Below are 26,684 nucleotides of genomic sequence, written 5' to 3'. Positions count from 1 at the left end.
TATTAACAGGAAGGGTCCCTGATAGTTTACCGCCATGGCCGGCCACGGCGTCCCCGACGCGACCCCACCCTCCCCGCACCACCCCGCGAACAGGCTGCGCCGCGCGCGCTGGGCCATCGCGCTCGTCTTCCTCGTCCACGGCGCGGTGACCGGCAACTTCGCCACCCGCATCCCCTGGATCCAGGACCACACCGGCATCACCGCGGGCCAGCTGGGCCTGGCCCTCGCCTTCCCCGCGATCGGCGCGTCCCTGGCCATGCCGCTCGCCGGCCGGATCAGCCACCGCTTCGGCGCCCGCACCGCATTGCGCGGGCTCCTCGCGCTCTGGACGCTGGCGCTGGCCCTGCCCGCCCTCTCCCCCAGCCTGTACGCGCTCTGCCCGGCGCTGCTGGCGTACGGCGCGAGCGCCGGCATGTCGGATGTGGCGATGAACGCGCTGGGCGTGGAGACCGAGGACCGGCTCGGCAAGCCGATCATGTCGGGGCTGCACGGCATGTGGAGCGTGGGCGCCCTGCTCGGCTCGGCGGCCGGCACCGTCGCGGCGCACGCCGGGGCGGACGCCCGGCTCCATCTGGCCGGTGCCGCGCTCGTACTGACGGTCCTCGGCGCGCTCGCCTGCCAGGGCGTACTGGACCTGCGCCGCGCCCCCGACGAGCACCCGCCGCCGCGCTTCACCCTGCCGCCGAAGTCCGCGCTGGTCATCGGGGCGATCGGGTTCTGCGCGGTCTTCGCGGAGGGCGCCAGCCTGGACTGGTCGGCGGTCTACCTCCGCGACGAACTGGGTACCGACGCGGGCCTGGCGGCCGCCTCGACCACCGCCTTCGCCTGCACGATGGCCCTCGCCCGGCTGGCCGGTGACAAGGTGGTGGCCCGCTTCGGCGCGGTGCGCACCGTACGGACCAGCGGGGTGCTGGCGACCGCGGGCGGTCTGCTGATCGTGGCGGCGCCGCACCCGGTGGCGGCGATGGGCGGGTTCGCCCTGGTGGGGCTGGGCATCGCGGTCGTGGTACCGCTGGCCTTCGCGGCCGCCGCGCGCAGCGGCCCGGCCCCCAGCCAGGCCATCGCGGGCGTCGCCACGATCACCTACGCCTCCGGTCTGATCGCGCCCTCCGCGATCGGCGGGATAGCCCAGGCGACCTCGCTGACCGTGTCGTTCGTGATGGTCACGGTGCTGGCCTTCGGGCTGATCGCCGGCGCCCGGGTGCTGCGGGTGCCGGGGCGTACGGCGGCGGTGTCCGGTGAGGCCGCCGACCTGGAGCCCCGGTGACTCCCGAGACCCTTGCGACCACCGGCCGGGCGCCCTTCCGATCACCGCCCGGGGCCGGGCCGGGAGGCGGTTCCGTACCGCCCCCGGCCGCCCGCGCTCAGGCCGCGTCCGCCTCCGCCGCCTCCTGCGGGCGCAGCAGCTCCGCCGCTGTCGTGCGGGCCCGGTCGGACCAGGGGGTGGGCCGCAGGGCCTGCGGATCGACCCGGACGAGCACCCGGTGGCCCCGGGCATAGGTCTCGGTGCCGTCGGCGGAGCAGAGCCGGAAGCCGTAGGTGAGGCCGGTGCGGCCGAGGCGTTCGATCCACAGGTGGGCGGCGTAGTGGCCGGGGCGGGTGAGCGGCCGCTCGTAGGAGACCTGTACCTCCTTGATGACGTTGCACATATCGCCCGCGGCGGCCCAGTCCCCGTCGAAGCCGTAGCCGCGGTCGTGCCAGTAGGCGGTCCAGGCGCGTTCGACCAGCAGCGGGTAGCGGGCGTTGTGGAGCATGCCCAGCGCGTCGAGGTCGTCGAAGTGGACGGTGACGGGGACCAGTTCTCCGTACGGGACGGGGTGGACGGGCCGGCGGGGTTCGACGCTCACGGGTGGTGCTCCTGAAGTTCTTGGTGCGATGGGTGCCCTCGGCGGTGCCGCTGTCGCGACCGGGGCACCGCCGTCACGGGTCGGCCCCATCGTAAAGCGGCTGCTTAGAATGCTTCGTCCGCCGTGACGAGTGACCGAGGGCATAGACCTTGGACCGTTACTTATCAGGACAAAGCGGAATTACCCCGCACTAACATTGCCCGGTCATCACCGTGCGAAGAAGTGGAGCAGTCATGGGTCTCGGCGTGCGCTGGACCGTGCATGGCGACGGTCGCAACCCCGCCCCGGGAGCCGTGGTCAGGCCGGACGAGCGGCTGTCGTGGCCGCGGACCGCGGGCCTGGGCGCGCAGCACGTGGTCGCGATGTTCGGCGCGAGTTTCGTCGCACCGGTCCTGATGGGACTCGACCCCAACCTCGCGATCATGATGTCCGGTGTCGCGACGGTCATCTTCCTGCTGGCCACCCGCGGCCGGGTGCCCTCCTATCTGGGCTGTTCGCTCTCCTTCGTCGGCGTCGCCGCCGTCATCCGGGCACAGGGCGGTACCAGCGCGACCGTGACCGGCGCGGTCCTGGTCGTCGGCGTCGCGCTCTTCCTCGTGGGGGTCGCGGTCCAGCGCTTCGGCGCGCGGATCATCCACGCCGCGATGCCGCCGGTGGTGACCGGTGCGGTGGTGATGCTGATCGGCTTCAACCTGGCACCGGTGACGGCGCGTACGTACTGGCCGCAGGACCAGTGGGTGGCGCTGCTGACGATGCTCTTCACCGGGCTCGCCGTGGTCTGCCTGCGCGGCTTCTGGTCCCGGATCGCGATCTTCCTCGGCCTGGTCTTCGGGTACGGCATCTCCTGGGTCTTCGACCGGGTCTTCGGCATGATCCATTCGGTCAACGGCGCCGGGCAGCTCGTCGACCACTGGCGGCTGGACTTCTCCGCGGTCGGCTCGGCGAACTGGATCGGCCTGCCGTCGTTCCACGGCCCCAGCTTCCAGTGGTCGGCGATCCTGGTCGCGCTCCCCGTCGTGATCGCGCTGGTCGCGGAGAACGCCGGACACGTCAAGGCGGTCGGCGAGATGACCGGTGACCCGCTGGACGACAAGCTCGGCACCGCGATCTCCGCGGACGGCGCGGCCTCCGTGCTCTCCACCGCGCTGGGCGGCCCGCCCAACACCACCTACTCCGAGAACATCGGCGTGATGGCGGCGACCCGGGTCTACTCCACCGCGGCCTACTGGGCGGCGGCCTGCTTCGCCCTGCTGTTCGGCCTGTGCCCGAAGTTCGGCGCGGTGGTGGCCGCCATCCCCGGGGGCGTCCTGGGCGGTATCACCGTCATCCTGTACGGCATGATCGGCCTGCTCGGCGCCCAGATCTGGGTGCACAACAAGGTGGATCTGCGCAATCCGCTCAACCTCGTGCCGGTCGCCGCGGGCGTCATCATCGGCGTCGGCGGCGTCGGCCTCAAGATCAGCGACAACTTCGAGCTGAGCGGTATCGCGCTGGGCACGATCGTGGTGCTCTCCGGCTACCACGTCCTGCGGGCGATGGCCCCCGCCCACCTCAAGGAGCAGCCGCCGCTGCTGGACGAGGGGACCTCCTCGTACGCCAGCCCGGACGGCGACCGGCCCCCGGGCGACCGGACCTGACCCCCGGCCCCGAGGCCGTTCCCGGTCTCCGGGGCGGCCCGGGAACAGCACAAGCGGGCGCGCCGGTGGTTACCCCGATCCGGTCAACACCCCTTGGCGGGCGACGGGAGGGACGCTCCGGCTGTCACGCTGAGTCGATGACGATCACTCAGCGGTACGGCGGACCCGCCCGGCCGGACACGACCGGGCGGACCGCGCGCCGGCCCGCCGACGGTACGGCACCCGCGGCCACGGACCCGGCGGGCGGCGGCATGGCAGGGGTGCTGGCGCGGATGCGGGCGCTGGAGGCCGCACTGCCCGCACGGGACGGCGTGGCCGTCTTCAACCGCGTCTATCTGACCGTCACCGAGACGGTGGCGCGGCGTCTGGGGGACGGCGCGTTCGAGGATCCGGTGGCCGCCGGCGAGCTGGATGTCCGGTTCGCACGGCGCTACTTCGGCGCGCTGGACGCCGAGGCCGCGGGGCTGCGGCCGCCGGCCTGCTGGCGGCCGCTCTTCCAGCTCCGCGGCCATCCCGGCATCCGCCCGCTGCAGTTCGCGCTGGCCGGTATCAACGCGCACATCGGGCACGACCTGGCGCTCGCGGTGGTGGACACCTGCCATGCGCTGGACTGCGAACCGCCCGCCCTCCAGGAGGACTTCGACCGGATCGGGACGGTGCTGACGAGTCTGGAGGAGCGGATCCGGGAGAGCCTGATGCCCGGTCCCGATCTGCTGGAGCTCGCCGATCCGCTCACCCATCTCGCCGGCTGCTGGAGCCTGGAGATGGCCAGGGACGGCGCCTGGGCCGCGGCCCGGATGCTGTGGGGCGCGCGCCGGCTGCCCGAAGCGGCCCAGGAGTTCGCCGCGCGGCTGGACGCCGGCGTCGGCCTGATCGGCCGGTGCCTGCTCACCCCCTTGAACTGACCCGCCGCCCCGGGGCACGGCCGCCGCGCGGATTCCCCTCCGCCACCGGCGGTCGTAGGGTGCGCCCCATGACGCTACGGCTGGGACTGGGGCTGCCCCAGATGGCGCAGTACGACCCGGGGCACGCGGTGCCGGAGGTCGCCCGCGCGGCGGAGGAGATCGGGTACGACAGCGTGTGGGTCTTCGAGCGGACGGTGCTGCCCCGCGACCCCCTGGAGGGCCTGTACGGCATCGACGGCGTGCCCTGGCCCGACCTCTACCGCGCGTGCGCCGACCCGCTGGTCACGCTCACCCTGGCCGCCGCCGTCACGGACCGGGTCCGGCTGGGCAGCAGCGTGCTGGTCTCGGGGCTGCACGCGCCGTTCCCGTTCGCCCGCACCCTGGCGACGCTCGACGCGGCCAGCGGCGGCCGGGTGCTGGCGGGGCTGGGCACCGGCTGGTCGCGAGACGAGTACCGCGCGGCCGGGGTCACCGGCTTCGCCGACCGCGGCGCCCAGCTGGACGAGCTGCTGGACGTCTGCGCGGCGGTCTGGGGCCCCGATCCGGTGGCGTACCGGGGCGCCTACACCGAGATCGCGCCCGCCTCGGTCGGTCCCAAGCCCGCCCGTCCGATCCCGGTCTATCTGGCCGGGGCCGGCGGCCGGGCCCTGGAGCGGGTGGCGCGCCGCGCCGACGGCTGGCTCCCGGCCCATCTGACGGGAGAGCGGCTCCGCGCGCAACTGGCGCGGCTGACGGCGGCGGCGGAGCGGCACGGCCGGACGGCCGGGGCACTCGACGTCTGCCTGCGGGTCGGCGCGGAGCCGACCGGGAAGCCGCTGCCGGAGCGGGACCGGCCCCCGTACCGCGGCAGCCACGACCAGATCGTCGAGGACCTGGCCGGCGCCGCCGCGGCGGGTGCGCACGAGGTGCTGCTGGACGTGCAGACGCACTGCCGGGACGCGGCGGAACTGACCGACCGGGCCGCCGGGCTGTACGCCGCGGTGCGCGCGGCGGGGCTGTAGCTCCGGGGCGGGCGGCGGGACCCCCGTACCCGCCGCCCGCCGCCCCCGGCCGGACCGGCCCGCCGGTCAGTCCTCCGGGAGGACGACCGGCGCGATCTCGTCGTAGCGGTCCCCGGGGCCCGGGTTGGACGCGTCGGTACCGCCGCCGAAGTGGTGCATCACGCCCCACACCGCGTTCAGCGCGGTCTGGACGGCGCCCTCGGCCCAGCCCGCCGTCCACGAGATGTCGTCGCCCGCGAGGAAGATGCCGCGTTTGTCCGCGGGCAGCCGGTCCTGCATGAAGTGGGTGAACAGGCGCCGCTGGTAGCGGTAGTGGCCGGGCAGGTTGGCCTTGAAGGCGCCCATGAAGTAGGGCTCGTTCTCCCAGGAGACGGTGACCGGGTTGCCGATGATGTGGGACCGGATGTCGACGTCGGGGTAGATCTCCGAGAGCGACTTCAGCATCACCTCCATCCGCTCTCCCGCGTTCAGCGGCAGCCACTTGAGGCTGTCGTCGCACCAGGTGTAGGAGAGGCAGATGACGGCGGGCCGGTCCGGGCCGTTGTCGAGGAGGTACGTACCGCGGGTCATCCGGTCGGTGAGCGTCATGCTCATCGCGTCCCGGCCGGTCCGCTCGTCGGTGTCCCGCCAGAACGGCCGGTCGACGGGGACGAACAGCTTGGACGACTCCATGTAGTGGGTGCGCTCCATCGCCGTCCAGTGGTCGATGGGGAACAGCGCCTCATCACAGGCGATCTTGCTCAGCAGCATCCAGGACTGCGCGGTGAAGACGGCCGCCTCGTACGTGCGGATGTCGCCGGCCGCGTCGGTGACCGTGACGCGGTTGCCCGCGGTGCGGTTCAGCCGGGTCACCGCGGGGCGCGGCGCACCGTCGTGCAGCGTGGCGAGCGAGGTGCCCTGGGCCCAGTGCACGATCTTCTCCGGGGCCCGTTCCCACAGGCGCAGCGGCAGTTGCTGGCTGCCGCCGACGATGCCGCGGTGGTGGTCGTCGGCCTCGGTGTAGACGACGCGCAGGATCTCCAGGATGGAGTTGGGGAAGTCGGTGTCCCAGCCGCCGGTGCCGAAGCCGACCTGGCCGAAGATCTCCCGGTGCCGGAAGGACGAGAAGGCGCTGGAGTCGCAGAGGAAGCCGTAGAAGGTCTGGTTGTCGAGCTTCTCGACGAGCCGGGCCCAGATCTCGCGGATGCGCGGTACGTCCCGTTCGCGGAGCGCGCGGTTCATGGCGGAGAAGTCCGCGCCCTCCTCCAGGCAGGCGTTCCAGGCGTCCATGACCTGGCGGAAGACCTCGGGGAGGTCGTCCACGGTGCGCGCGTAGTGCGTCTCGCCCTTGAGGTCGACGACGGTGGAGGGGGTGGCGGCGGCCAGCGGGTTGGGGAACGGCTCGGTGTGCAGGTCCACCAGGTCGATGTAGTGCTGGAGGGCGGTGGAGCTGGGCGGGAAGCGCATCGCGCCCATCTCGGCGGTCAGCGAGGGGTCGCAGCCCTCGAAGCCGACGGTGCGCAGCCGGCCGCCGATCCGGTCCGCCTCGTAGACGACGGGCTTGAGGCCCATCTTCATCAGCTCGTAGGCGGTGATGATGCCGGAGAGACCGCCGCCGATGACCGCGACCTCCTTGCCGTGTTCGACCGCCGGGACCTGGCCCAGGCCCGCCGGGTGGGCGAGGAAGTCGTCGTAGGCGTACGGGAAGTCCGGGCCGAACATGGTGATCGGCGGCTGGGCATCCGCGTGGTGGGCGGCGGTGGGCACCGTGGACGTCATCGGGTACGGACTCCTTGCGGGCGGGCGGCCGGCGGGCTGCGCGGGGCACCGGGGTGGTTCAGGGCAGGGCAGGCCGCGGCCATCGGGTCCGCGGCACGTCATCTCACGTCGGGTCCGGCCGATCGGATCGGACGCGGTCGGGTCGAGTCGGAGTGGGTCGGTTCATGTCGGGCCGGGTCACTTCACGTCGGCCGGTCGCCTCACGTCAGCGGGCCGTACAGTTCCGGCCGCCGGTCGCGCAGATACGGGTTGTCCGCCCGGGACCGCGTCAGGAAGGCGGTGTCGACATCGGCCTGCACCAGCTGCTCGGAACGGCCGGCGCGGGTGCGGACGACGCCGTCGGGTCCGGCCAGGCAGCTGAGTCCGACGAACTCGAACTCGCCCTCCGTACCGACCCGGTTGACGTAGGCGATGTACAGCTGGCTCTCGAAGGCGCGTACCGGGATGACGGACTCGGCGACGAACTGGAAGGGGTGCATCTGCGCGGTGGGCACCAGCAGCAGATCGGTGCCGGCCAGCGCGTGCGCCCGGACGTTCTCCGGGAACTCCACGTCGTAGCAGATCAGGACGCCGATCCGGACGCCGGCCAGATCGGCCTGGACGACGGCCCGCTCGCCCGGGGTGAACCACTCGCGCTCGAAGCTGCCGAAGAGGTGCGTCTTGCGGTAGTTCGCGAGCCGGGTGCCGTCCGGGCCGATCAGCTGTGCGGAGTTGTGGACCGCGTCGGGGCCGGTCTCCCGCGGCGCGCGCTCGGGGTAGCCGTAGAGCACCGCGAGACCGTGCTCGGCGGCGATCCGGCCGATGGCCCGTGCGCTGTCGCCGTCGGCGGTCTCGGCGAGGCGGTGGACGTCGGCGCCGATGGCGTAGCCGGTGAGGAACAGCTCGGGGCAGACGAGCAGTCCGGCGCCGGTCGCGGCCGCCTCGCGCGCCGCCCCGGCCAGCACCCGCAGATTGTGCGCCACGTCGCCGGGCCGTCCCGAACTCTGGAGCAGGGCGGTACGCAGCGACGACATGGGACCCCTCGGCGGGACGGTTCGGGTGGGACGCATTGACGCTACGGTCCGCCGGCGAGGCTGGACAAGGCGGCACCGTTGCGCGCCGACAGAGGATTCGTTGCGTGTGGGAGTAATTCGACGGCGATTCGTTGCGTTCGGTGTCTGCGCAGGTCACGCGGCCGGTCCGGGATGACGGGCGGACGCGGTACGGACTGAGGGCGGGCGTGCGGCTCGACCTTGGCCTGAAGTCCGCTCAAGGTGGCGGGCTCCGTCCCCGGACTCCGAGACGATGGCGCGCCGCCTCCAGCACCTGACCGTCCGCGTCGAGATCACCGGCCTGATGGACCGTTACCTGTGTTCGCTGGACGAGGCCCGGTGGTCCCGGCGCAGCGCGCCCCCACTCCCGAGTTCGGTCACCGGTGTCCCGTCTCGGCAGAGATGAGCCACGGCGGGGCCGTGACCTGCGCCAACTCGCCTACACCTTCGCGCCCCCGTGACCTGCGGTGTCCCGATCACTCTGAGCCGCCGAGGGCAGCCGGATCGGGTCAGACGAGACCGGCTCCCCTGCGCCGGGACCGGACAGCTCCGGCGGCCGGAATGTCCACCGCAGACCACGGTGGTGACCGCAGAGGCTCCGCCGTGGCACGTCCGGCGCCTGCCGCGGCAGGGGGTCTCAGGTCTGGACCCGCCGGGTGAAGCGGCGCAGGGCGAGCCAGCCGAGGGCGGCCGTGCCGACGGTGAGGGCCGTGAGATAGGCCCAGGTCGGCATGTGACCGGTGGCGGGCGTCAGGTTCGCGCGCAGGCCCTCGCTCATGTAGACGAGCGGGTCGGCGAGGGTGAGGACCTGGACCCAGCCGATCGGGTCCAGCGCGCTCCACGGGTAGTAGACGCAGCCCAGCATCGTGGCGGCGGCCAGGAGCAGGCCCAGCAGCGCCCCGAAGGCGGAGGCGTCGATCGCCGTACCGAGCAGCAGCCCGATGGTGGACGCGAGCAGCGCGCTGAGGGCGAACTGCTCCAGCAGCTCCAGCGCCCGGCGCCGGGCGGCCGAGGCGGACATACCGAAGTAGCGTCCGCGGAAGGCGAGGTTGTCCTGCACGGAGAGCGCGCGGTCCAGGGTGTTGGCCTGGGGGACGACGCCGATGCGGGACTTCACGCCGACCGGGTCGGCGCCGACCTCGCGGCCCGCGACCCAGGCGCTTCCGGCAGTGGGCGTGACCAGCGTGGTGAGCATGCCGATCGTGGTGGACTTGCCCGCGCCGTTGGTGCCGAGCAGGCCGAAGAACTCGCCCCGGCCGACCGTGAGGTCCAGACCTTCCAGGGCGACGAGACCGTCCTGCCCTCGCCGGTAGACCTTGCGCAGGCCCTCCGTACGGATGGCTGTCGCATCGTCGGCCGGGATGACCGGTGGCTGGTACGGGGCGGGTGCGGTCTTCATGGGGGACTCCTACGGGGTTACGGGGGCGGGGTTCCCTGGCCGGAAAGCCCGGTGCCGCCGAGGCGGGTCAGCAGGGTGGACAGGCGGCCGACGTCCTCCTTGCTCCACAGGGGAGCGGTGAAGACCTCGGCGGCGATCTGCTCGGCCGAGGCGAGCATGTCCGTCAGGCGTGCGCGGCCGGTGTCGGTCAGCGCCGCATAGGCCACCCGTCCGTCGCGGGCATCCGTCTCCCGCGTGACGAGCCCGATCCGCTCCAGCGGAGCCAGTCCCCGGGTCACCCCGGAGGCGGTCAGCCCCAACGCCTCGGCCAGGTCCACCCGGCGCATCCGGTCACCGGGCGCCTGCCGCAGGCGCAGCAGCATCGTGAAGTCGGCCAGGCTCACACCGTGCAGCCCCGACAGGGTCGCGTCGAACCGCTTCACCAGGGCCGTCTGGGCCCGTACGAGACGCAGCGACACATCCAGCGCATCACTCATTGCCACCTCCTTGACTGCTCAAGCATAGCATCATGCTTGAGCAGTCAAGGATTCATTTATTTCAGGGCGGTGGAGAACTCCCGCGCCGGATGCCGGGACGCAGGTCGCGCGACCGGGGTGTCTCCAGCAGACGGAAGGAGGGGGTGCTGCTGCGGAATCAGACGTTCTGCTGGGCTGCGGCGCGGCGCTGCCGTTTGCTCAGGGCTGCCTGGGAGAGGTCCTCGGCGGTGCTCCGCAGGTTCTTGTAGCCGTAGCCGCGTGCGGCCAGCCACGCCTTCGCCGACTCTTCGGCGCGTTCGGTCGCTTCCAGGATGTCCTCTTCCTCCTCCCCCGAGTCCAGGAAGCGGAAGGTGAAGGCGGGGCGCGCGGCCACGTCGTAGCTGAGGTGCCCCTCGGAGGTGAAGGCCGCGTGCAGGATGTCATGCTCCGCGGCACGGGCCAGGAGCTCGGCCCGCTGATCGGTGCCGAGTCCGTCGAAGGCACCGCGGACGGTGATACGGAAGGTACGAGTACTCATCCCGCGACCCTAACCAGCGCGGTCGGAGTAACTCCACCCTGTTTCCGGCGGCATCCGGCGGGGGCCGACGCAGGTGAGCCGCGCGTCGGCACCATTCGGCCGGGCCGTGCGCCCGGGGACCGATGCCGTCATCGGGATCGCCGTGCGTCGACGAGGGCCCACCGCCCCGGCTGCCGGCGGCCCGGGGATCGGGACGACCGGGAACTAGCCCGGCGCCCCCGACCCGAAGCGCCGCAGCAGTGGCGAGAGCACCAGCACGGACTTGGTCCGCTCCACGAACGGCTCCCCCGCGATCCGCTCCAGCACCCGCTCGAAATGCCGCATGTCGGAGGCGAAGACCTGGACGATGGCGTCCGCCTCACCGGTGACGGTGGAGGCGGACGCCACTTCCGGGTAGCGCGCCAGACCGCGGTGGATCGCCTCCGGCGAGGTGTTGCGGCTGCAGTACAGCTCGATGAAACCCTCGGTCTCCCAGCCCAGCGCGGCCGGATCGACCCGTACCGTGAAACCGGTGATGGCGCCGTCGGCCCGCAGCCGGTCCACGCGGCGTTTGACGGCCGGCGCGGACAGGCCGACCTCCTGGCCGATGTCGGCGTAGCTGCGGCGGGCGTCCTCCGCGAGGGCGTGGACGATGCGTTCGTCGAGGTCGTTCAGTCGCACAGCGGGTGGATCACTTCTCTGCCGTGGTCAGCCGGGACCGGCGCATGCCGTATCCGAAGTAGACCACAAGGCCCACGGCCATCCAGACGCCGAAGACCACCCAGGTCACGGGGCCGAGGTTGCCCATCATGTAGATGCACAGCAGGAAGCCGATCGCCGGGAAGAGCGGGGCCAGCGGCGTACGGAAGGCGCGCGGCATGTCCGGGCGGGTCCGGCGCAGCACGATCACGGCGACGTTGACCAGCGCGAAGGCGAAGAGGGTGCCGATGCTGGTGGCGTCGGCGAGCTGGCCCAGCGGGACGGCGGCGGCGAGCACCCCGCAGAACAGCGAGACGATCACGGTGTTGGCGCGCGGTGCGCCGGTCCTGGGGTGCACCCGGGAGAACACCTTCGGCACCAGGCCGTCGCGGGACATCGCGAAGAGGATGCGGGTCTGGCCGTAGAGCACGGTCAGCACGACGCTGGCGATGGCGACGACGGCGCCGAAGGCCAGCAGTACGGCCCAGACGTTCTGTCCGGTGACGGTCTTGAGGATCCCGGCCAGCGCGGCCTCCGAACCGGCGAACCGGTGCCACGGCAGCGCGCCCACGGCCACCGCGGCGACCAGGCAGTACAGCAGGGTGACGAGGACCAGCGAGAGCATGATCGCGCGCGGCAGATCGCGCTGCGGGTTCTTGGCCTCCTCGCCCGCCGTGGAGGCCGCGTCGAAGCCGATGTAGGAGAAGAACAGGGTGGCGCCGGCGGCGCTGACGCCCGCCATGCCCATCGGCATGAAGTCGGCGTAGTTCCCGGAGCGGACGCCCTGGAGGGCGACCCCGCAGAACAGGAGCAGGGCGACGATCTTGACGGTGACCATGATGGTGTTCGCGCGGGCGCTCTCCTTGGCGCCGCCCAGCAGGAAGACCATCGCGAGCATCACGACCAGCAGCGCCGGCAGATTGAAGACGCCGCCGTTGCCGGGCGGGGCGGAGAGCGCCTCGGGGATGGTGAAGCCGACCGTGCCGGCCAGCAGCTCGTTGAGGTACTGGCCCCAGCCGACCGCGACGGCGGCGACCGAGACGCCGTACTCCAGGATCAGGCACCAGCCGCAGATCCAGGCGATCAGTTCGCCGAGCGTGGCGTACGCGTAGGAGTACGAGGAGCCGGAAACCGGGATGGTGCCCGCCAGCTCCGCGTAGGAGAGGGCCGAGAACAGGGCCGTGATACCGGCCAGGACGAAGGAGAGGATGACGGCCGGGCCGGCTTTGGGCACCGCCTCGCCGAGGACCACGAAGATGCCGGTGCCGAGCGTGGCGCCGATGCTGATCATGGTCAGCTGCCATACGCCCATCGACCGACGGAGCGATCCGCCCTCGCCGCGCCCGCTCTCGGCGACCAGCCGTTCGACCGGCTTGCGTCGCATCAGCCGGGTGCCGAGACCTCCGGTGACGGGTGGCCGGGGGTTCCCGCCCCCCGCGGGTGGGGCTGCGCCGTGCTCCAACACTGGGGTGGCTCCTTCATCGCTGCCGGTCGTCTGACGGCGACCGGCAGCGGTCGGTACGCGGGCACGACGAAACACCCACTGCAGGAGACCGCCGAGCAGGCGGTCACCGCCACTCCACGTACAGCGCTTGACCTTACGGCCCGGCGCTGACCTGCCGTAATGCAGGTTCCTTGCGCAACTACGACCGATCGTTGCGCACCGGAGCACAGGGCGGTGGTTCGTTGCGCGCCACTGTCCGATCGTATGACGGCTTTCGGCGGGTCCGCCTGCCGGAGTGCGCGTCCGGCGCCGCCTCCCGGAACGCGGCCGGCCCCGCACCGGGTCGGTGCGGGGCCGGCGGAACGGCGCGCGGGGACCGGCCACGGCCCCGGCGGCTCAGCTCCAGCTGTCGTGCAGCGGCTTGCCCTCGGCGTAACCGGCGGCGCTCTGCACCCCGACCACGGCCTTCTCGGCGAACTCCGCCAGGGAACCGGCGCCCGCGTACGTGCAGGAGCTGCGGACGCCCGCGATGATGGAGTCGATCAGGTCCTCGACGCCGGGGCGCGCCTGGTCGATGAACATCCGCGAGGTGGAGATGCCCTCCTCGAACAGCCCCTTGCGGGCCCGGTCGTAGGCCGACTCCTCGCTGGTGCGGTTGCGCACCGCACGCGCGGATGCCATGCCGAAGCTCTCCTTGTACGGCCGGCCGTCGGCGGTGTGCTGGAGGTCGCCGGGGGACTCCAGAGTGCCGGCGAACCACGAGCCGATCATGACGTTGGAGGCGCCCGCGGCCAGCGCCATCGCGACATCGCGCGGGTGCCGTACGCCGCCGTCGGCCCAGACGTGCTTGCCGAACTTCCTGGCCTCGGCCGCGCACTCCAGCACCGCGGAGAACTGCGGGCGGCCGACGCCGGTCATCATGCGGGTGGTGCACATCGCGCCGGGGCCGACCCCGACCTTGATGATGTCCGCACCGGCCTCGATCAGGTCGCGCACACCCTCGGCGGCGACGATGTTGCCCGCCACGAGCGGCACCTTCGGGTCCAGTGCCCGGACGGCCCGGACCGCGGCGATCATCGACTCCTGGTGGCCGTGCGCGGTGTCCACGACGAGCGTGTCCACACCGGCGTCCAGCAGCGCCTTGGCCTTGCCCGCCACATCGCCGTTGATACCGACGGCGGCCGCGATCCGCAGCCTGCCCTCGGCGTCGGTGGCGGGGGTGTAGAGGGTGGCGCGCAGCGCGCCCTTACGGGTGAGGATGCCGACCAGCTTGCCGTCCGCGTCGACCGCGGGCGCCAGCTTGCGGTGGGCGGCGTCCAGCTGGTTGAAGGCTTCCCGCGGGTCGATGTCCGCGTCCAGGACCAGCAGGTCCCTGGACATCACCTCGGACACCTGGGTGAAGCGGTCCACCCCGGCCAGGTCGTGCTCGGTGACGACGCCAACCGGCCGGCCCGCCTCGACGACGATGCCCGCGCCGTGCGCCCGCTTGGGCAGCAGCGACAGGGCGTCGGCAACGGTCGCGGTCGGCGCCAGCACGATCGGGGTGTCCAGCACGAGGTGCCGGCGCTTGACCCAGGACACGACCTCGGTGACGACATCGATCGGGATGTCCTGCGGAATGACGACCAGGCCACCGCGGCGGGCGACGGTCTCGGCCATCCGGCGACCGGCGATCGCCGTCATGTTGGCGACCACCAGGGGGATGGTGGTACCGGTTCCGTCGGGGGCGGACAGATCCACGCCCTGCCGGGAACCCACCGCGGAGCGGCTGGGCACCATGAACACATCGTCGTACGTCAGGTCGTACGGCGGCTTCGCATCGTTCAGGAAACGCATACTGGCTCTCTCACCTGCGATTTTACGTATGGGCGGGTGGGGAGTCAGCGTCGAACCGGCACCGGATCGGGCTGCGGCTCCTAGGACATCATCCCTCATCCCGGCCGAAACAGGCGAACCGTTGTTCCCCTGGGCGACCGCCGAGCGACCGCTGCACGGCCTCCCCTCAGGCGCCGTGGCCCGCCCTGCCCCGCACCATGATCACGGCCAGCCCGGTGGCGGTGCCGCGCCAGTACCCGACCGCGTCCGCCAGCACGCCCTCGACGACGCTCCAGTCGTCCGGCGCGGCGGACGCGTAGCCCTGCCAGCCGGTCACGACCAGCAGCCGGCCGCCGGTGGCGGGGCACCAGGACAGGTCGGTGAGGCAGTCGGCGAGCGCGTCCCAGTTCCGGCCGAACCAGTCCGGCAGCCGCAGCGAGCCGGCGCACCGCGCCATGAACTCCGCCTTGTCCGCGACCCCTGTCAGGTCGAGGACCGCACCGCTCCAGCCGGCGTCCCGGGCCGCGGCCAGCGCCTCTTCCACCGGACGGTCCGCGGGCCAGGGCAGCACGCCCGGGGGCGTACTGCCGTCGAGCACCGCCGCCAGCGGCCGGGGCACGGAACCCGTCATCGGAGCACCGCCTTGAAGGACCGGTAGTGATCGTCGGTGTAGTACGTCTCGTGGCCGTCACCGGAGATGATGCGGCGGGCACCCCGGTCCTTCGAGCCCGGCGTGGGGACCGTGTACTCGTGGTAGTAGCCGCGCGACTGACGGGGCAGCAGCCGCTCGTGGTTGCCGAAGACGGTCCCGTCCTTCGGGTACGGGAAGGGCCCGCCGGCATCGATGAGCCGGAGGGTGTCCCGGGCCTGGGACGGCAGTTGGCCGGCCGGGACGGTGGGCATCCCCTTCGCCCAGCCCGGCGTTCCGGCGGCGCCGGGCGACCGCGTCCCGGTGGCGCTGGTGCCGGACGGCGCCGGACCGTGCGGACTCCCCTTGCCACCACCGCCGGTGGAGCAGCCGGTCAGGACGAGGAGCAGCCCGGCGAGCAGTGCGCCGACAGCGGCGGTGGCCCGGTGCGAGGTGGAGCGGATCATCATGGCGCCGATGCTGTCACAGCCGCGACTGCGCTGCCCGCCGGATTTCGCGCCCGGCACCGCGGGCGGCGCGGCGCGCCGGGCACGCTCCGGAGTACCGAACCCGCACCGGTCACGCCGCCGCGGGCGCGCCCGCCCGCTTCACACCCGGCCCGCGTCACACCCCGTCAGGGTCCGCGCGGTCCAGGGCGGGGCGCGGTCCCGGGCCGGTCTCCAGCAGCAGATGGTCGGCGGCGGCGGTGTCGGTCACCAGGCTCGTCACGAGTCCGGAGCGCAGCACCGCGCCGATCGCCGCGGCCTTGCGCCGGCCACCGGCGATGGCGACGACCTCGGGGATCCGCCGCAGCCGGTCCGCCTCGACGGTGATGCAGCGCTCGCCGAGATCGCGGCCGATGCGGCGGCCGTCTGCGTCGAAGAGGTGGGCGGACATCTCGGCGGCGGCGCCGAGCGAGGCGTAGTGCTCCCGCTCCTGCTCCGACAGCATGTCGTAGACGGTCGAGATGCCCGGCGCCCAGGAGCCGATGGAGACACAGGCGACGGTGACCTTGTCGAAGTACTCGAACGCGCGGGCGATACCGGTCTGGCCGCGGAGCGCCGCGGCGGTCGCCGGGTCGGGCAGCAGCATCGGCGCGTAGATGGGGTGCGCCTCGCCGCCGGCGACATCGGCCGCGCGGCGCACCGCCTCGACCGAGCCGCGGTCGGCGGTGCCCGCGTCGTACACGCCGGTCAGCTGGACGACGGTGCACGGCGGGAGCCGGTGCAGCGCGGCCGCCATGTGAATGGTCGACCGGCCCCAGGCCAGGCCCAGCACATCGCCTTCGTTGACCAGTTCGCCCAGGAGGCCGGCCGCGACCTCGCCGAGGTTCTCCGGGTCGGCGGCGTCCTCGGTGGGGGTCCCCCCGCCGAAGGCGGCGGGCGCGTCCGCGGGCGACTCGACGACGACCGCGTGCCGCAGGCCGTAGCGGGCCCGCAGGGCGTCGGAGCGTTCCGCGTCCAGTTCGGACGGCACCCGGATCTCGATGCGTACGAGATCCCGTTCGAGCGCCGTCTCCAGCACCCGGGCGACCTTGAACCGGCTGACGCCGAACTCCTCCGCGATCTGGATCTTGGACTTGCCTTCAAGGTAGAAGCGGCGGGCCATGGCCGCGGCCTGCACCAGCTCGGCGGGGCCCATTCCGGACTGTGGGCGGCTGGCTACCACGAAATTCTCCCCTTTTGCGCATCTGATCGGGTCTTTGCTCATCCTTTCAGAAACCCGGGGCCGACGGGGACCACGACCGCCGTGACGGACATGAACGCCCGGTTGCGCCACGGACAACCGACGGCCCGGCGGCAGCACGGCGGGCCGGCGCCCCGGCCCCGGCCCGTCGTCCCTCGTCCGCCGGCCCCGCCCCGGCTCCGGAATCAGTGCGCGCAGCCCCAGCTCGCGGCCGTCGCCGCCACGGCCTTCTCCCGCAGATCGCGGACCGCCTTGGCCGGATCGTCCGCGCCGTACACCGCGGAGCCCGCCACGAAGACATCGGCGCCCGCCTCCGCGCACCGCTCGATGGTGTCCGCCGAGACCCCGCCGTCCACCTGGAGCCACAGCTCCAGACCGTGCCGGGAGATGAGTTCCCGGGTCCGGCGGATCTTCGGCAGCATGATGTCCAGGAACGCCTGGCCGCCGAAACCGGGCTCCACGGTCATGATCAGCAGCATGTCGAGTTCGGGCAGCAGATCCTCGTACGGCTCGATCGGCGTGGCCGGCTTGAGGGCCATCGAGGCCCGCGCCCCCTGCGCCCGGATCTCCCGCGCGAGCCGCACCGGAGCGGCCGCCGCCTCCACATGGAAGGTGACGGAACCGGCCCCGGCCTCGACGTACCGCGGCGCCCAGCGGTCCGGGTCCTCGATCATCAGATGCAGGTCGAGGGGGGTGTCGGTCGCCTTGCTCAGCGACTCGACGACCGGCACACCGAGCGTGAGGTTCGGCACGAAGTGGTTGTCCATGACGTCGACATGGAGCCAGTCGGCGCCCTCGACGGCCTTCGCCTCCTCGGCGAGCCGGGCGAAGTCTGCGGACAGGATGCTGGGGTTGATCAGGGCCATGTCTTCAGTATGTCGTGACCGCCCCGGCGGACGGGACGCGGGCCGCGCGCCCGGCACCGGACACGCACCCGGCAGGACCCTGCGCAGGGCCCCGTGATCCTCAGGCGGCGGTGGGAGAGGTCCGATGTTCCTTCGCCGCCGTCCGGGACCGGTCCTGTGCACCCGATCCCAGGGTGTCCCGCTTGCCGCTCTCCTCAGGCCGTCCGCCGCAGCAGCGCCAGATACATCGCGTCCGTCCCGTGCAGATGCGGCCACAGCTGGACGTCCGGCCCGTCGCCGAGCGCCGGCACGCCCGGCATCAGCGGCCGGGCGTCGATCCACGCCGCCTCCGCCGCCGCGCCGCCGCGCCCCTTGATCACGTCCTCCACCACGGCCCGCGTCTCGGCCAGGTGCGGAGAGCAGGTGGCATAGCCCACCACACCGCCGACCCGGACCGCGGCCAGCGCCTGCCGGAGCAGTTCGCGCTGCAACGGCGCGAAGCCGCCCAAGTCCTCGGGGCGCCGCCGCCAGCGCGCCTCCGGCCGCCGGCGCAGCGCGCCCAGGCCCGTGCACGGCACGTCCACCAGCACCCGGTCGAAGGCGCCCGGCCGCCAGGCCGGCCGGGTGCCGTCGGCGGCGATGACCGCGTACGGGCCGGGGTTGCCCTCCAGCGCGCGCGCCACCAGGCGCGCACGGTGCGGCTGCTTCTCCGACGCCAGCAGGGCCGCACCGCGCTGCGCCGCGAGCGCGGCCAGCAGCGCCGCCTTGCCGCCGGGGCCCGCGCAGCCGTCCAGCCAGAGGCGGTCGGGGCCCTCCACCGGTGCGTTCGCCAGCGCGATCGCGACCAGTTGGCTGCCCTCGTCCTGCACACCGGCCCGCCCCTCGCGCACCGCGTCCAGCGCGCCCGGCTCACCGCCCTCGGCGAGCCGCACCGCGTACGGGGACCAGCGGCCGGGCAGCGCGCGGTCCTCGCCGACGGCGGCCAGCAGTTCCTCGGCGGTGGACCGGCCGGGGCGCGCCACCAGCGTCACCTCGGGCCGCTCGTTGTCCGCCTCCAGCAGGTCCTCGATGCCCGCGCGGCCGCCGCCGAGGGAGTCCCACAGGGCCGAGACGATCCAGCGCGGATGCGCGTGCACGATGCCGAGGTGGTCCTCGGGGTCCTCGTCGTACTCCGGGGCGACTCGTTCCAGCCAGCCGTCCAGGTCGTGCGCCGCGACCTTGCGCAGCACCGCGTTGACGAACTTGGCCCGCCCGTCGCCCAGCACCACCCGCGCGAGTTCGACGCTCGCGCTGACGGCGGCGTGCGTCGGGATCCGGGTGCCGAGCAACTGGTGCGCGCCGAGGGTCAGCACGTCCAGCACCGGCGGGTCCACCTCCCGCAACGGCCGGTCCACGCACTGCGCGAGGATCGCGTCGTACGTCCCCTGGCGCCGCAGCGTCCCGTAGACCAGCTCCGTCGCCAGCGCCGCGTCCCGGGTATCGAAGTCACCGGCTTCACGCGCCTTGCGCAGCAGCGGCGGCAGAACCAGATTCGCGTACGCGTCCCGCTCGTCGACGGCCCGCAGCGCTTCGAACGCGAGGATCCTGACCGGGTCCTTCTGCGGGCGGCGGTAGGGCTTGCTGGGGCGGCGACGCGGCTGCTGTGTCACAGAAAAGGTGCTCCGGATACGAGATGGAGAGGTCCGCCCAAGCCTACGCGGCCCCTGTGGCCCGCACCTCCGGGGACGGCCTGACGGGCGGCGGGGCCCCGCCCGTCTCAGTCGCCCAGCCGCCCGCCGGTCTCGATGCGCACACCGCGCGCCCAGTCGGCGGCCTTCATCGGCTTCTTGCCCTGGGGCTGGACCCAGAGCAGTTCGACGGCGTGGCTGCCGGTACCGGCGTAGACCGCCTTCTTCGTGACGGCGAGTTCGCCGGGCGCGAGGTCCGGACCGGCGTGGTCCGCCGCGGACACCGCCGACATCAGCTTGAGGCGTTCACCGCGGAAGACGGTCCACGCGCCGGGCGCGGGCGCGCAGCCGCGGATCACGCGGTCCACCCGCAGCGCCGGCGCGGTCCAGTCCACCTTGGCGTCCTCGACCTCGATCTTCGGGGCGAGGGAGATGCCCTCGGCGGGCTGCGGTACGGGGTGCAGGGTGCCGTCCTCGATGCCGTCCATCGTGGCGACGAGCAGCCCGGAGCCGGCGAACGCCAGCCGGGTGAGCAGATCGCCGCTGGTGTCCGTCGGCCGGATCTCCTCGGTCACCACCCCGAAGACCGGACCGGAGTCCAGCCCCTCCTCGATCTGGAAGGTCGCCGCGCCCGTCACCTCGTCACCCGCCAGCACCGCGTGCTGTACGGGCGCCGCGCCGCGCCATGCGGGCAGCAGCGAGAAGTGCAGGTTGACCCATCCGTTGGCGGGAATGCCCAGGGCGGACTTCGGCAGCAGCGCACCGTAGGCGACCACCGGGCAGCAGTCCGGCGCGATCTCCCGCAGCCGGGCCTGGAAGTCCTCGTCCCGCGGCCTGGCGGGCTTGAGGATCTCGATGCCCGCCTCCTGCGCGCGCTCCGCGACAGGACTGGCGACCAGCTTCCGGCCACGGCCTGCGGGGGCGTCGGGCCTGGTCACGACAGCCACGACCTCGTGCCGGTCCGAGGCGATCAGGGCATCGAGAGCGGGTACGGCGACCTCGGGGGTACCGGCGAAGACGAGCCTCATGGGTGGCGCACTACCTCTCACACGCAGCGGAACGGCGCACCAGTCTATGAGGCCGGGCCCCGGTCATGGGCCGTGCCCCCGGGGGCGCGCGAACTCGTCTGCGCCCTGCACGGAAGGTCGTACGCCCCCATACCGTGACCAGAGCCGCTGCTGACGCGTTGGTCAAACAGTATTGACCTATATCGGGCCGCTTTGACGGCCCGGTCTCTTTCACTGTTTCCCTTTTCACGCCGGTTCGAGAGGCTTGCTCATGGCCGACCACGCAACCCACGACGCCCAGGCGCGCGCCAGCCTGCATCTCCTGGTGCGGGACATCGAGCGGGTCCGCCGGCAGGTGGACGCGCTGCGCACCCTGACCGCCCAGCTCGGCAACGTCTACCGGCCGCGGCGCACCGGGCCCTCCGCGGGCTTCGTCGTCTACGGACGCGCGCCCGCGCCGACGGTACGCCTCGCCCAGGAGCTGCGGGACAGCGTCGAAACGCTCGTCACGGCAGCGGTCGACTTCGACCGTTCGCTGGGCTTCTCCTGGGACGCGGTGGGGTCGGCGCTCGGCGTCACCAAGCAGGCGGTGCACCGCCGTTACGGTGCCCGCCGGTCCGCCGCCCAGCCCGCCGGCGACGGCGCCGAGCCGGTGGTCCGGTCGCCCGAGGCGGCCCCGGTCCGCACGGTGGCCGTGGGCGCGGGCCTGCCCGCCGCGCCGTCGGTGCCCGCCGCCCGTTCGATGCCCGCCCAGCCGTCCCCGGCCACCAGGGAAGAGGCCCGGCCCGGCGCCTTCCCCGGCCCGCGCAACGGCTGACGCCGACGCCCCTCGCACGCCCCGGCTCCGGCGCCGCCCCCGGCGCGCGCCGCCGATCCGGGACCGCCCGCCCCGCCGGTCCTGCCGCGTAACCGGTGGCGGCACGTGTCTCGCGCCCGCCCGGTGGCCGCCCGTACGGCCGTCCCTCCCGGCCGCTGGGCGGCGGCCCCCGTCCGCCGTTCCCGTCGGCACCAAGGACGCCCCACGCCGCAGCCGCGCCACAGCCCCGACGCGCACCTCACGCGTCAGCGGGCGCCTTCGCCCCGCGGCCTCGCCGCCCGGCCGCCCCGCCTCACCCGAGATCGGGCGGATCGATCCGGACCCGTACCGGCTCCCCCGCCCGCTTGACCAGCCGCGCCGCGCGGGCCGCCTTCAGCGCTGCCGCGAGCGCCGCGCCCTGCCCCGGCCGGACCCGTACCAGCGCGCGTTCCCACTCCTCACCCGGCGGCGGGTCGCCCGGTCGGCGGGGGCGGCCCGGGTCCGGCACCGGCAGGGGCACGGGGCCCAACACCTCGGCCCCCTGCGGGAGTTCGGCGGATTTCAGCAGCTCGACGACGTCCTCGGCGCGGCCCGCCACCGAGGCCATCCGGGAGACCGGGGGGAAGCCCAGCTCGGCCCGCTCGGACAGTTCGCGGACGGCGTGGCCGACCGGATCCCAGCGCACCAGGGCCTGGACCGGCCGCAGGGTAGGCTCCGCGATCACCGCGACGGTGCCGCCCTCCGCATGGCCGCGGACCAGCGCGGCGGCCCCCAGCCAGCGGCGGAGCGCCTCCTCCCCCGCCCGCAGATCCGGCCTCCCCAGCAGCGCCCAGCCGTCCAGCAGCAGCGCGGCCGCGTATCCGTCGCCCTCCGCCACCGGTTCCGCGCCGGGCGTGCTCACCACCAGCGCGGGGGCGTCCGGCACGGAGGTCAGGACATGGTCGCGCCCCGAGGTACGCACCGGGACCGCCGGGAACGCCCGGCCCAGCTCCTCCGCCGTCCGCCTCGCCCCCACGATCCGGGCCCGCAGCCGGGTGCCGCCGCACTCCGTGCAGTGCCAGTCCGGCTCCGGCCGGCCGCACCATGCGCAGGCCAGCTCGCCCGCGTCCCGGGACTCCAGCGGGCCGGCGCAGGACCGGCAGCGGGCCGGCTCCCGGCAGCGTTCGCAGGCCAGCCGGGGGGCGTAGCCGCGGCGCGGTACCTGGACGAGCACCGGTCCGCGCCGGAGCCCCTCCCGCACCACCTGCCAGGCCATCGTCGGCAGCCGGGCGGCCCGCGCCGCCGCGTCCCGCGCCTCGTCGCCGTCCCCGACCGTACGCACCATGGGCGCCGCCGCCCGCACCTGCTCGCGGTCGGCGGCCAGCGGGCGCGCCCAGCCCGTCTCGACCAGTTGGGCGGCCTCGACGGTGCAGCTCAGACCGCCCAGCAGAAACCCGGCCCGCTCACTGACCGCACGCTGGATCAGCACCTCGCGGGCATGCGGCTGCGGTGCGTGCGGATCGCTGTGGCTGCCGTCGCCGTCGTCCCAGAGCGCGACCAGCCCGAGGTCGGCGACCGGCGCGAACATCGCGGCGCGCGTCCCGATCACGGCGCGGACGGCGCCCCTGCTGACGGCCAGCCACCGCCGGTAGCGCTCCTCGGGCCCGGCATCGGCGGTCAGCAGCACATGGCGGCCCGCCCCGATCAGCTCGCCGAGCGCCGCGTCCACCCGCGCCGCGGCCCGCCCGTCCGGCACCACCACCAGCGCACCACGCCCCGAGGCCAACGCCGCGGCCACCGCCCGCGCCAGCTCCTGCGGCCAGGTCGCACCGGGCAGCGCCGTCCACACTGCGCGCGGCGCGTCCCCCCGCGCCAGCGCCGTCAGGAAACCGGCACCGGCCGCGTACCGCTCCCAACTGCCCGGATCGGGCGGTGCGTTGGGCGGCGGCGGGGCGGGGGACGGTTTGGCCTCGGCACGCGCGCGGCGGGGCGGCACCGCCAGCTGCACCACGTCGGCGAGCGTCCCGGCATAGCGGTCCGCGACCGCCCGGCAGAGCGCCAGCAGCTCGGGGGTGAGCACCCGCTCGGACGACAGCACCTGCGCGAGCGGCGCGAGCACACCGCGGTAGTCGCTCTCCGCGACGCGCTCCACGATGAAGCCGTCGACCAGCTTGCCGCCCTCGCGTCGGCCCCCCTTCTCCCCCGCGCCGAACCGCACCCGCACCCGCACCCCGGGCTGTGCCTCGGCGTCCATGGCGGCGGGCACGGCGTAGTCGAAATAGCGGTCGAGGTGCACCAGCCCCTTGTCCACGAGCACCCGCGCCACCGGCAGGCCGGCCGCCAGCTCGGCCCCCCGCCAGGTCCGCGGCTTCGCCCGCTCCGCCTTGGTCTCACGCACGGCCTCCCGGATGAGGGCCAGCTGCTCGCCCGCACCCGTCTCCGCCCCCGGTCGCCCGTTCTCCCTGCTCACAGCATCAGTCTTAGCAGACGCCTCGGACAACGGCCGCCGGCGATCCACAACCCCGGCGGCCCCCGCGGACCGGGCCGCCTTCCACCGCCGGCCTTCCTTCCGCCGGGCCGTCTTTACCGCCCGGCGGTTTCCGTTCCGTACGCCCCGGGGCAGCGTGCTCCACCGTCCCCGTGCCTCGGGCGTCACCCGCCGGGCAGACGAGGGTGCGGGCCGCCTCCCGCCATCGAACGCCATCTCGGACACATCGAAGTATCGACGTGTCGATGTGTCACCTCGGTGCGGATCCCCCGCCCGCCTCGGCTCCACCCGAAACCCACGGCCCCGGACCGATCGAGCGGTCCGGGGCCGTGGGTTTCAACCTGTGGCAGGGCGAGGGCTCAGAGGCCCGCGGCGCTGCGGAGGGCGTCGACGCGGTCGGTGCGCTCCCAGGTGAAGTCGTCCAGCTCGCGGCCGAAGTGGCCATAGGCGGCGGTCTGGGCGTAGATCGGGCGGAGCAGGTCGAGGTCGCGGATGATCGCGGCGGGACGGAGGTCGAAGACCTCGCCGATGGCCTGCTCGATCTTGTCGGTGTCGACGGTGGCGGTGCCGAAGGTCTCGACGAACAGACCGACGGGCTCGGCCTTGCCGATCGCGTAGGCGACCTGGACCTCGCAGCGGGCGGCCAGGCCGGCCGCGACGACGTTCTTGGCGACCCAGCGCATCGCGTACGCGGCCGAGCGGTCGACCTTGGACGGGTCCTTGCCCGAGAAGGCGCCGCCGCCGTGCCGGGCCATACCGCCGTAGGTGTCGATGATGATCTTGCGGCCGGTCAGGCCGGCGTCGCCCATCGGGCCGCCGATCTCGAAACGGCCGGTCGGGTTGACCAGCAGGCGGTAGCCGTCGGTGTCCAGCTTGATGCCGTCCTCGACCAGCTCCTTGAGGACGTGCTCGACGACGAATTCGCGGATGTCGGGCGACAGCAGCGAGTCCAGGTCGATGTCCGAGGCGTGCTGTGAGGAGACGACCACGGTGTCGAGGCGGACGGCCTTGTGGCCGTCGTACTCGATGGTGACCTGGGTCTTGCCGTCGGGGCGCAGGTACGGGATCGTCCCGTTCTTGCGGACCTCGGACAGGCGGCGGGACAGGCGGTGCGCGAGGTTGATCGGGAGCGGCATCAGCTCCGGGGTCTCGTCGCAGGCGAAGCCGAACATCAGGCCCTGGTCGCCTGCGCCCTGCTTGTCCAGCTCGTCTTCCCCGTCACCGGAGGCGGCGCCCTCGACCCGCTTCTCGTACGCGGTGTCCACACCCTGGGCGATGTCCGGGGACTGCGCGCCGATCGAGACCGAGACGCCACAGGAAGCGCCGTCGAAGCCCTTCTTGGACGAGTCGTAGCCGATGTCGAGGATCTTGTTGCGGACGAGGTTGGGGATGTCGGCGTACGCCTTCGTCGTCACCTCGCCGGCCACGTGCACCAGGCCGGTGGTGATCAACGTCTCCACGGCGACCCGGGATGTCGGGTCTTCCTTGAGGAGCGCGTCGAGGATCGTGTCGCTGATCTGGTCAGCGATCTTGTCGGGGTGGCCCTCGGTAACAGATTCCGAGGTGAACAGGCGGCGGGACACATCGCTCCCTGGGGTTGCAGCGGCTGCTGGCTGATCATTGACGGAAAGGCCGAGAGCTGCGCTCGGCTCGATCCTTCCGCCAGTTTATCGGTCATGGGTGGCGTTCGGGCACGCAGTCTCGATTTATGGACCCCTCGTGACCTGGGACACTTCGGCCCACAGTGGGACGATCACGGTGCGGACCGGGCCCGGTCAAGAGGTCGCACCGGAATTCACACGACCGATGAGGCGATATCGGAAATCAGGAACGAGCCTCGCCGAACCGGGCCGAGACAAGGTCCCACACCTTGTCGGCCAGCACTTCCTTCGGCCCGAACGGCACCGGGGTCTCGGTTCCGTCGGCGGCGAGGATCACCGCCTCGTTCTCCGCCGCGCCGAACGTCTTGTGCTCTCCGACCTCGTTGACAACCAGCAGGTCACAGCCCTTGCGGGCGAGCTTGGCACGCCCGTTGGCGAGTACCTCGTCGGTCTCGGCGGCGAAGCCGACGACGAGTTGGCCGGAATGGGCCCGGTCGGCGGAAATTTCGGCGAGAATGTCCGGGTTGCGAACCAGAGTGATCGGTTCCGGTTCTTCGCCGTCCTTCTTCTTGATCTTGCCGGTGGCATAGACAGCGGGCCGGAAATCGGCTACCGCGGCCGCCATGACGACCGCGTCGGCGTCCGCCGCTGCCGTCAGCACCGCCTCGCGCAGCTGGCCTGCCGTCCCGATGTGCACCACGTCCACCCCGGCCGGATCCGGCAGCTCGGTGTGGGCGGCGACGAGCGTGACCCGGGCGCCGCGGGCCGCCGCGGTGCGGGCGAGCGCGTAACCCTGCCTGCCGGAGGAGCGGTTCCCCAGGTAGCGCACGGGATCCAGCGGTTCGCGGGTCCCGCCGGCGCTCACCACGACATGCCGTCCGGCGAGGTCCCCGGGCCGCGCCTCGGGGCCGCGGGCCAGGATCCGGCGGCAGAGCTCGAAGATCTCGACCGGGTCCGGGAAGCGGCCCTTGCCGGTGTCGACACCGGTCAGCCTGCCGACCGCCGGCTCGATGACGATCGCGCCACGGCGGCGCAGTGTGGCGACGTTCTCCCGGGTGGCCGGGTTCTCCCACATCTCGGTGTGCATGGCCGGCGCGAAGACCACCGGACAGCGCGCGGTGAGCAGCGTGTTCGTCAGCAGGTCGTCGGCGAGGCCGTGGGCGGCCTTGGCGAGCAGGTCGGCGGTGGCCGGGGCGACCACGACGAGGTCGGCGCCCTGCCCGATCCGGACGTGCGGGACCTCGTGGACGGATTCCCACACCTCGGTGCCGGCCGGATTGCCGGACAGCGCCGACCAGGTGGCCTCGCCGATGAAGTGCAGCGAGGCGGCGGTCGGTACGACCCGTACGTCGTGCCCGGACTCGGTCAGCCGCCGCAGCAGCTCGCACGCCTTGTACGCGGCGATGCCGCCGCTGACCCCCAGGACGACCCTGGGCTGGTCCCGCTCCCGCTTGTCCATCGCTTCGCTGCTCCCCGAGC

The 26,684-nt window shown here is 73.2% G+C and carries 23 protein-coding genes; 5 read left to right on the top strand and 18 right to left on the bottom strand.

All coding sequences use genetic code 11. The features are described 5' to 3' along the window. Positions 1 to 34 precede the first annotated feature (34 nt). Entirely contained in the window at positions 35 to 1,267 is a 1,233-nt protein-coding gene (locus tag IH09_RS02495) for an MFS transporter (RefSeq protein ID WP_052853585.1), read from the top strand. Between the two features lie 97 nt (positions 1,268 to 1,364). On the opposite strand, the gene IH09_RS02490 is transcribed toward IH09_RS02495, so the two are convergent. Then, positions 1,365 to 1,847, bottom strand: a complete 483-nt coding sequence (locus IH09_RS02490; protein ID WP_052853584.1) for a thioesterase family protein — start codon at positions 1,845 to 1,847, stop codon at positions 1,365 to 1,367. Positions 1,848 to 2,080: 233 nt separating this feature from the next. On the opposite strand from IH09_RS02490, the gene IH09_RS02485 reads away from it, so the two are divergent. The 3 genes from IH09_RS02485 (at position 2,081) to IH09_RS02475 (ending at position 5,390) form a co-directional block, all read left to right on the top strand. Further along, the gene (locus tag IH09_RS02485) at positions 2,081 to 3,484 is read left to right on the top strand and encodes a uracil-xanthine permease family protein (RefSeq protein ID WP_052853583.1); all 1,404 of its coding nucleotides are present in this window, start codon (positions 2,081 to 2,083) and stop codon (positions 3,482 to 3,484) included. Positions 3,485 to 3,735: 251 nt separating this feature from the next. After that, positions 3,736 to 4,389: a DUF5995 family protein gene (locus tag IH09_RS02480; RefSeq protein WP_052853793.1), complete on the top strand. Its 654-nt coding sequence runs from the start codon at positions 3,736 to 3,738 to the stop codon at positions 4,387 to 4,389. A gap of 68 nt (positions 4,390 to 4,457) precedes the next feature. Continuing rightward, positions 4,458 to 5,390 (top strand): TIGR03619 family F420-dependent LLM class oxidoreductase, encoded by a 933-nt coding sequence (locus IH09_RS02475; RefSeq protein ID WP_052853582.1) that lies wholly within the window; start codon positions 4,458 to 4,460, stop codon positions 5,388 to 5,390. A gap of 66 nt (positions 5,391 to 5,456) precedes the next feature. On the opposite strand, the gene IH09_RS02470 is transcribed toward IH09_RS02475, so the two are convergent. From IH09_RS02470 to fmt, 14 genes are all read right to left on the bottom strand, one after another. Next, positions 5,457 to 7,148: a flavin monoamine oxidase family protein gene (locus IH09_RS02470; RefSeq protein WP_052853581.1), complete on the bottom strand. Its 1,692-nt coding sequence runs from the start codon at positions 7,146 to 7,148 to the stop codon at positions 5,457 to 5,459. A gap of 200 nt (positions 7,149 to 7,348) precedes the next feature. Then, on the bottom strand, positions 7,349 to 8,161 hold the full coding sequence (locus IH09_RS02465) for a carbon-nitrogen hydrolase family protein (protein WP_052853580.1): 813 nt from the start codon (positions 8,159 to 8,161) through the stop codon (positions 7,349 to 7,351). Positions 8,162 to 8,816: 655 nt separating this feature from the next. Then, a complete protein-coding gene (locus IH09_RS02460; RefSeq protein WP_052853579.1) occupies positions 8,817 to 9,578 on the bottom strand; it encodes an ATP-binding cassette domain-containing protein in 762 nt (253 codons plus the stop codon). Between the two features lie 17 nt (positions 9,579 to 9,595). Further along, on the bottom strand, positions 9,596 to 10,054 hold the full coding sequence (locus IH09_RS02455; protein ID WP_052853578.1) for a MarR family winged helix-turn-helix transcriptional regulator: 459 nt from the start codon (positions 10,052 to 10,054) through the stop codon (positions 9,596 to 9,598). 157 nt (positions 10,055 to 10,211) lie between these two features. Next, positions 10,212 to 10,571, bottom strand: a complete 360-nt coding sequence (locus tag IH09_RS02450; RefSeq protein WP_052853577.1) for a DUF6204 family protein — start codon at positions 10,569 to 10,571, stop codon at positions 10,212 to 10,214. Positions 10,572 to 10,775: 204 nt separating this feature from the next. Next, positions 10,776 to 11,231, bottom strand: a complete 456-nt coding sequence (locus IH09_RS02445) for an Lrp/AsnC family transcriptional regulator (protein WP_052853576.1) — start codon at positions 11,229 to 11,231, stop codon at positions 10,776 to 10,778. A gap of 10 nt (positions 11,232 to 11,241) precedes the next feature. Next, entirely contained in the window at positions 11,242 to 12,714 is a 1,473-nt protein-coding gene (locus tag IH09_RS02440) for an amino acid permease (RefSeq protein WP_052853575.1), read from the bottom strand. A 375-nt stretch (positions 12,715 to 13,089) separates the two neighbouring features. Beyond that, positions 13,090 to 14,529, bottom strand: coding sequence for a GuaB1 family IMP dehydrogenase-related protein (locus tag IH09_RS02435; protein ID WP_052853574.1), 1,440 nt, complete (start codon positions 14,527 to 14,529; stop codon positions 13,090 to 13,092). Between the two features lie 166 nt (positions 14,530 to 14,695). Continuing rightward, the gene (locus IH09_RS02430; protein WP_052853573.1) at positions 14,696 to 15,139 is read right to left on the bottom strand and encodes a barstar family protein; all 444 of its coding nucleotides are present in this window, start codon (positions 15,137 to 15,139) and stop codon (positions 14,696 to 14,698) included. Further along, complete coding sequence (locus IH09_RS02425; protein ID WP_052853790.1) at positions 15,136 to 15,606, bottom strand: ribonuclease domain-containing protein; 471 nt, start codon at positions 15,604 to 15,606, stop codon at positions 15,136 to 15,138. Before IH09_RS02425 ends, IH09_RS02430 begins: the two co-directional genes overlap by 4 nt. A 154-nt stretch (positions 15,607 to 15,760) precedes the next feature. Continuing rightward, positions 15,761 to 16,777: a sugar-binding transcriptional regulator gene (locus IH09_RS02420; protein ID WP_052853572.1), complete on the bottom strand. Its 1,017-nt coding sequence runs from the start codon at positions 16,775 to 16,777 to the stop codon at positions 15,761 to 15,763. A 230-nt stretch (positions 16,778 to 17,007) separates the two neighbouring features. Next, entirely contained in the window at positions 17,008 to 17,688 is a 681-nt protein-coding gene (gene rpe, locus IH09_RS02415) for a ribulose-phosphate 3-epimerase (protein ID WP_052853571.1), read from the bottom strand. Between the two features lie 194 nt (positions 17,689 to 17,882). Beyond that, positions 17,883 to 19,316: a transcription antitermination factor NusB gene (locus IH09_RS02410; protein WP_052853570.1), complete on the bottom strand. Its 1,434-nt coding sequence runs from the start codon at positions 19,314 to 19,316 to the stop codon at positions 17,883 to 17,885. Between the two features lie 107 nt (positions 19,317 to 19,423). Then, complete coding sequence (fmt, locus tag IH09_RS02405) at positions 19,424 to 20,362, bottom strand: methionyl-tRNA formyltransferase (RefSeq protein ID WP_052853569.1); 939 nt, start codon at positions 20,360 to 20,362, stop codon at positions 19,424 to 19,426. 250 nt (positions 20,363 to 20,612) lie between these two features. On the opposite strand from fmt, the gene IH09_RS02400 reads away from it, so the two are divergent. Further along, positions 20,613 to 21,158: a hypothetical protein gene (locus IH09_RS02400; RefSeq protein WP_052853568.1), complete on the top strand. Its 546-nt coding sequence runs from the start codon at positions 20,613 to 20,615 to the stop codon at positions 21,156 to 21,158. A gap of 292 nt (positions 21,159 to 21,450) precedes the next feature. On the opposite strand, the gene IH09_RS02395 is transcribed toward IH09_RS02400, so the two are convergent. The 3 genes from IH09_RS02395 to coaBC form a co-directional block, all read right to left on the bottom strand. Then, a complete protein-coding gene (locus tag IH09_RS02395) occupies positions 21,451 to 23,586 on the bottom strand; it encodes a primosomal protein N' (protein ID WP_052853567.1) in 2,136 nt (711 codons plus the stop codon). A 377-nt stretch (positions 23,587 to 23,963) separates the two neighbouring features. Continuing rightward, positions 23,964 to 25,187: a methionine adenosyltransferase gene (gene metK / locus IH09_RS02390; protein ID WP_052853566.1), complete on the bottom strand. Its 1,224-nt coding sequence runs from the start codon at positions 25,185 to 25,187 to the stop codon at positions 23,964 to 23,966. Positions 25,188 to 25,428: 241 nt separating this feature from the next. Next, complete coding sequence (gene coaBC / locus IH09_RS02385) at positions 25,429 to 26,664, bottom strand: bifunctional phosphopantothenoylcysteine decarboxylase/phosphopantothenate--cysteine ligase CoaBC (RefSeq protein WP_052853565.1); 1,236 nt, start codon at positions 26,662 to 26,664, stop codon at positions 25,429 to 25,431. Between the last annotated feature and the right edge of the window lie 20 nt (positions 26,665 to 26,684).

Source organism: Streptomyces celluloflavus (genome assembly GCA_000720995.1).
In the GTDB taxonomy this organism is placed as follows: Bacteria; Actinomycetota; Actinomycetes; order Streptomycetales; family Streptomycetaceae; genus Streptomyces; species Streptomyces celluloflavus.
The sequence above is the reverse complement of the archived record's forward strand: the minus strand, read 5'-3'. Positions and strand labels throughout refer to the sequence as shown.

Coding starts and splice junctions, on each gene's coding strand:
- IH09_RS02495 (WP_052853585.1), top strand. CDS start 35: ATGGCCGGCCACGGCGTCCCCGACGCGACCCCACCCTCCCCGCACCAC.
- IH09_RS02485 (WP_052853583.1), top strand. CDS start 2,081: ATGGGTCTCGGCGTGCGCTGGACCGTGCATGGCGACGGTCGCAACCCC.
- IH09_RS02480 (WP_052853793.1), top strand. CDS start 3,736: ATGGCAGGGGTGCTGGCGCGGATGCGGGCGCTGGAGGCCGCACTGCCC.
- IH09_RS02475 (WP_052853582.1), top strand. CDS start 4,458: ATGACGCTACGGCTGGGACTGGGGCTGCCCCAGATGGCGCAGTACGAC.
- IH09_RS02470 (WP_052853581.1), bottom strand. CDS start 7,148: ATGACGTCCACGGTGCCCACCGCCGCCCACCACGCGGATGCCCAGCCG.
- IH09_RS02465 (WP_052853580.1), bottom strand. CDS start 8,161: ATGTCGTCGCTGCGTACCGCCCTGCTCCAGAGTTCGGGACGGCCCGGC.
- IH09_RS02460 (WP_052853579.1), bottom strand. CDS start 9,578: ATGAAGACCGCACCCGCCCCGTACCAGCCACCGGTCATCCCGGCCGAC.
- IH09_RS02455 (WP_052853578.1), bottom strand. CDS start 10,054: ATGAGTGATGCGCTGGATGTGTCGCTGCGTCTCGTACGGGCCCAGACG.
- IH09_RS02450 (WP_052853577.1), bottom strand. CDS start 10,571: ATGAGTACTCGTACCTTCCGTATCACCGTCCGCGGTGCCTTCGACGGA.
- IH09_RS02435 (WP_052853574.1), bottom strand. CDS start 14,529: ATGCGTTTCCTGAACGATGCGAAGCCGCCGTACGACCTGACGTACGAC.
- IH09_RS02430 (WP_052853573.1), bottom strand. CDS start 15,139: ATGACGGGTTCCGTGCCCCGGCCGCTGGCGGCGGTGCTCGACGGCAGT.
- IH09_RS02425 (WP_052853790.1), bottom strand. CDS start 15,606: ATGATGATCCGCTCCACCTCGCACCGGGCCACCGCCGCTGTCGGCGCA.
- IH09_RS02420 (WP_052853572.1), bottom strand. CDS start 16,777: ATGGGCCCCGCCGAGCTGGTGCAGGCCGCGGCCATGGCCCGCCGCTTC.
- rpe (WP_052853571.1), bottom strand. CDS start 17,688: ATGGCCCTGATCAACCCCAGCATCCTGTCCGCAGACTTCGCCCGGCTC.
- fmt (WP_052853569.1), bottom strand. CDS start 20,362: ATGAGGCTCGTCTTCGCCGGTACCCCCGAGGTCGCCGTACCCGCTCTC.
- IH09_RS02400 (WP_052853568.1), top strand. CDS start 20,613: ATGGCCGACCACGCAACCCACGACGCCCAGGCGCGCGCCAGCCTGCAT.
- coaBC (WP_052853565.1), bottom strand. CDS start 26,664: ATGGACAAGCGGGAGCGGGACCAGCCCAGGGTCGTCCTGGGGGTCAGC.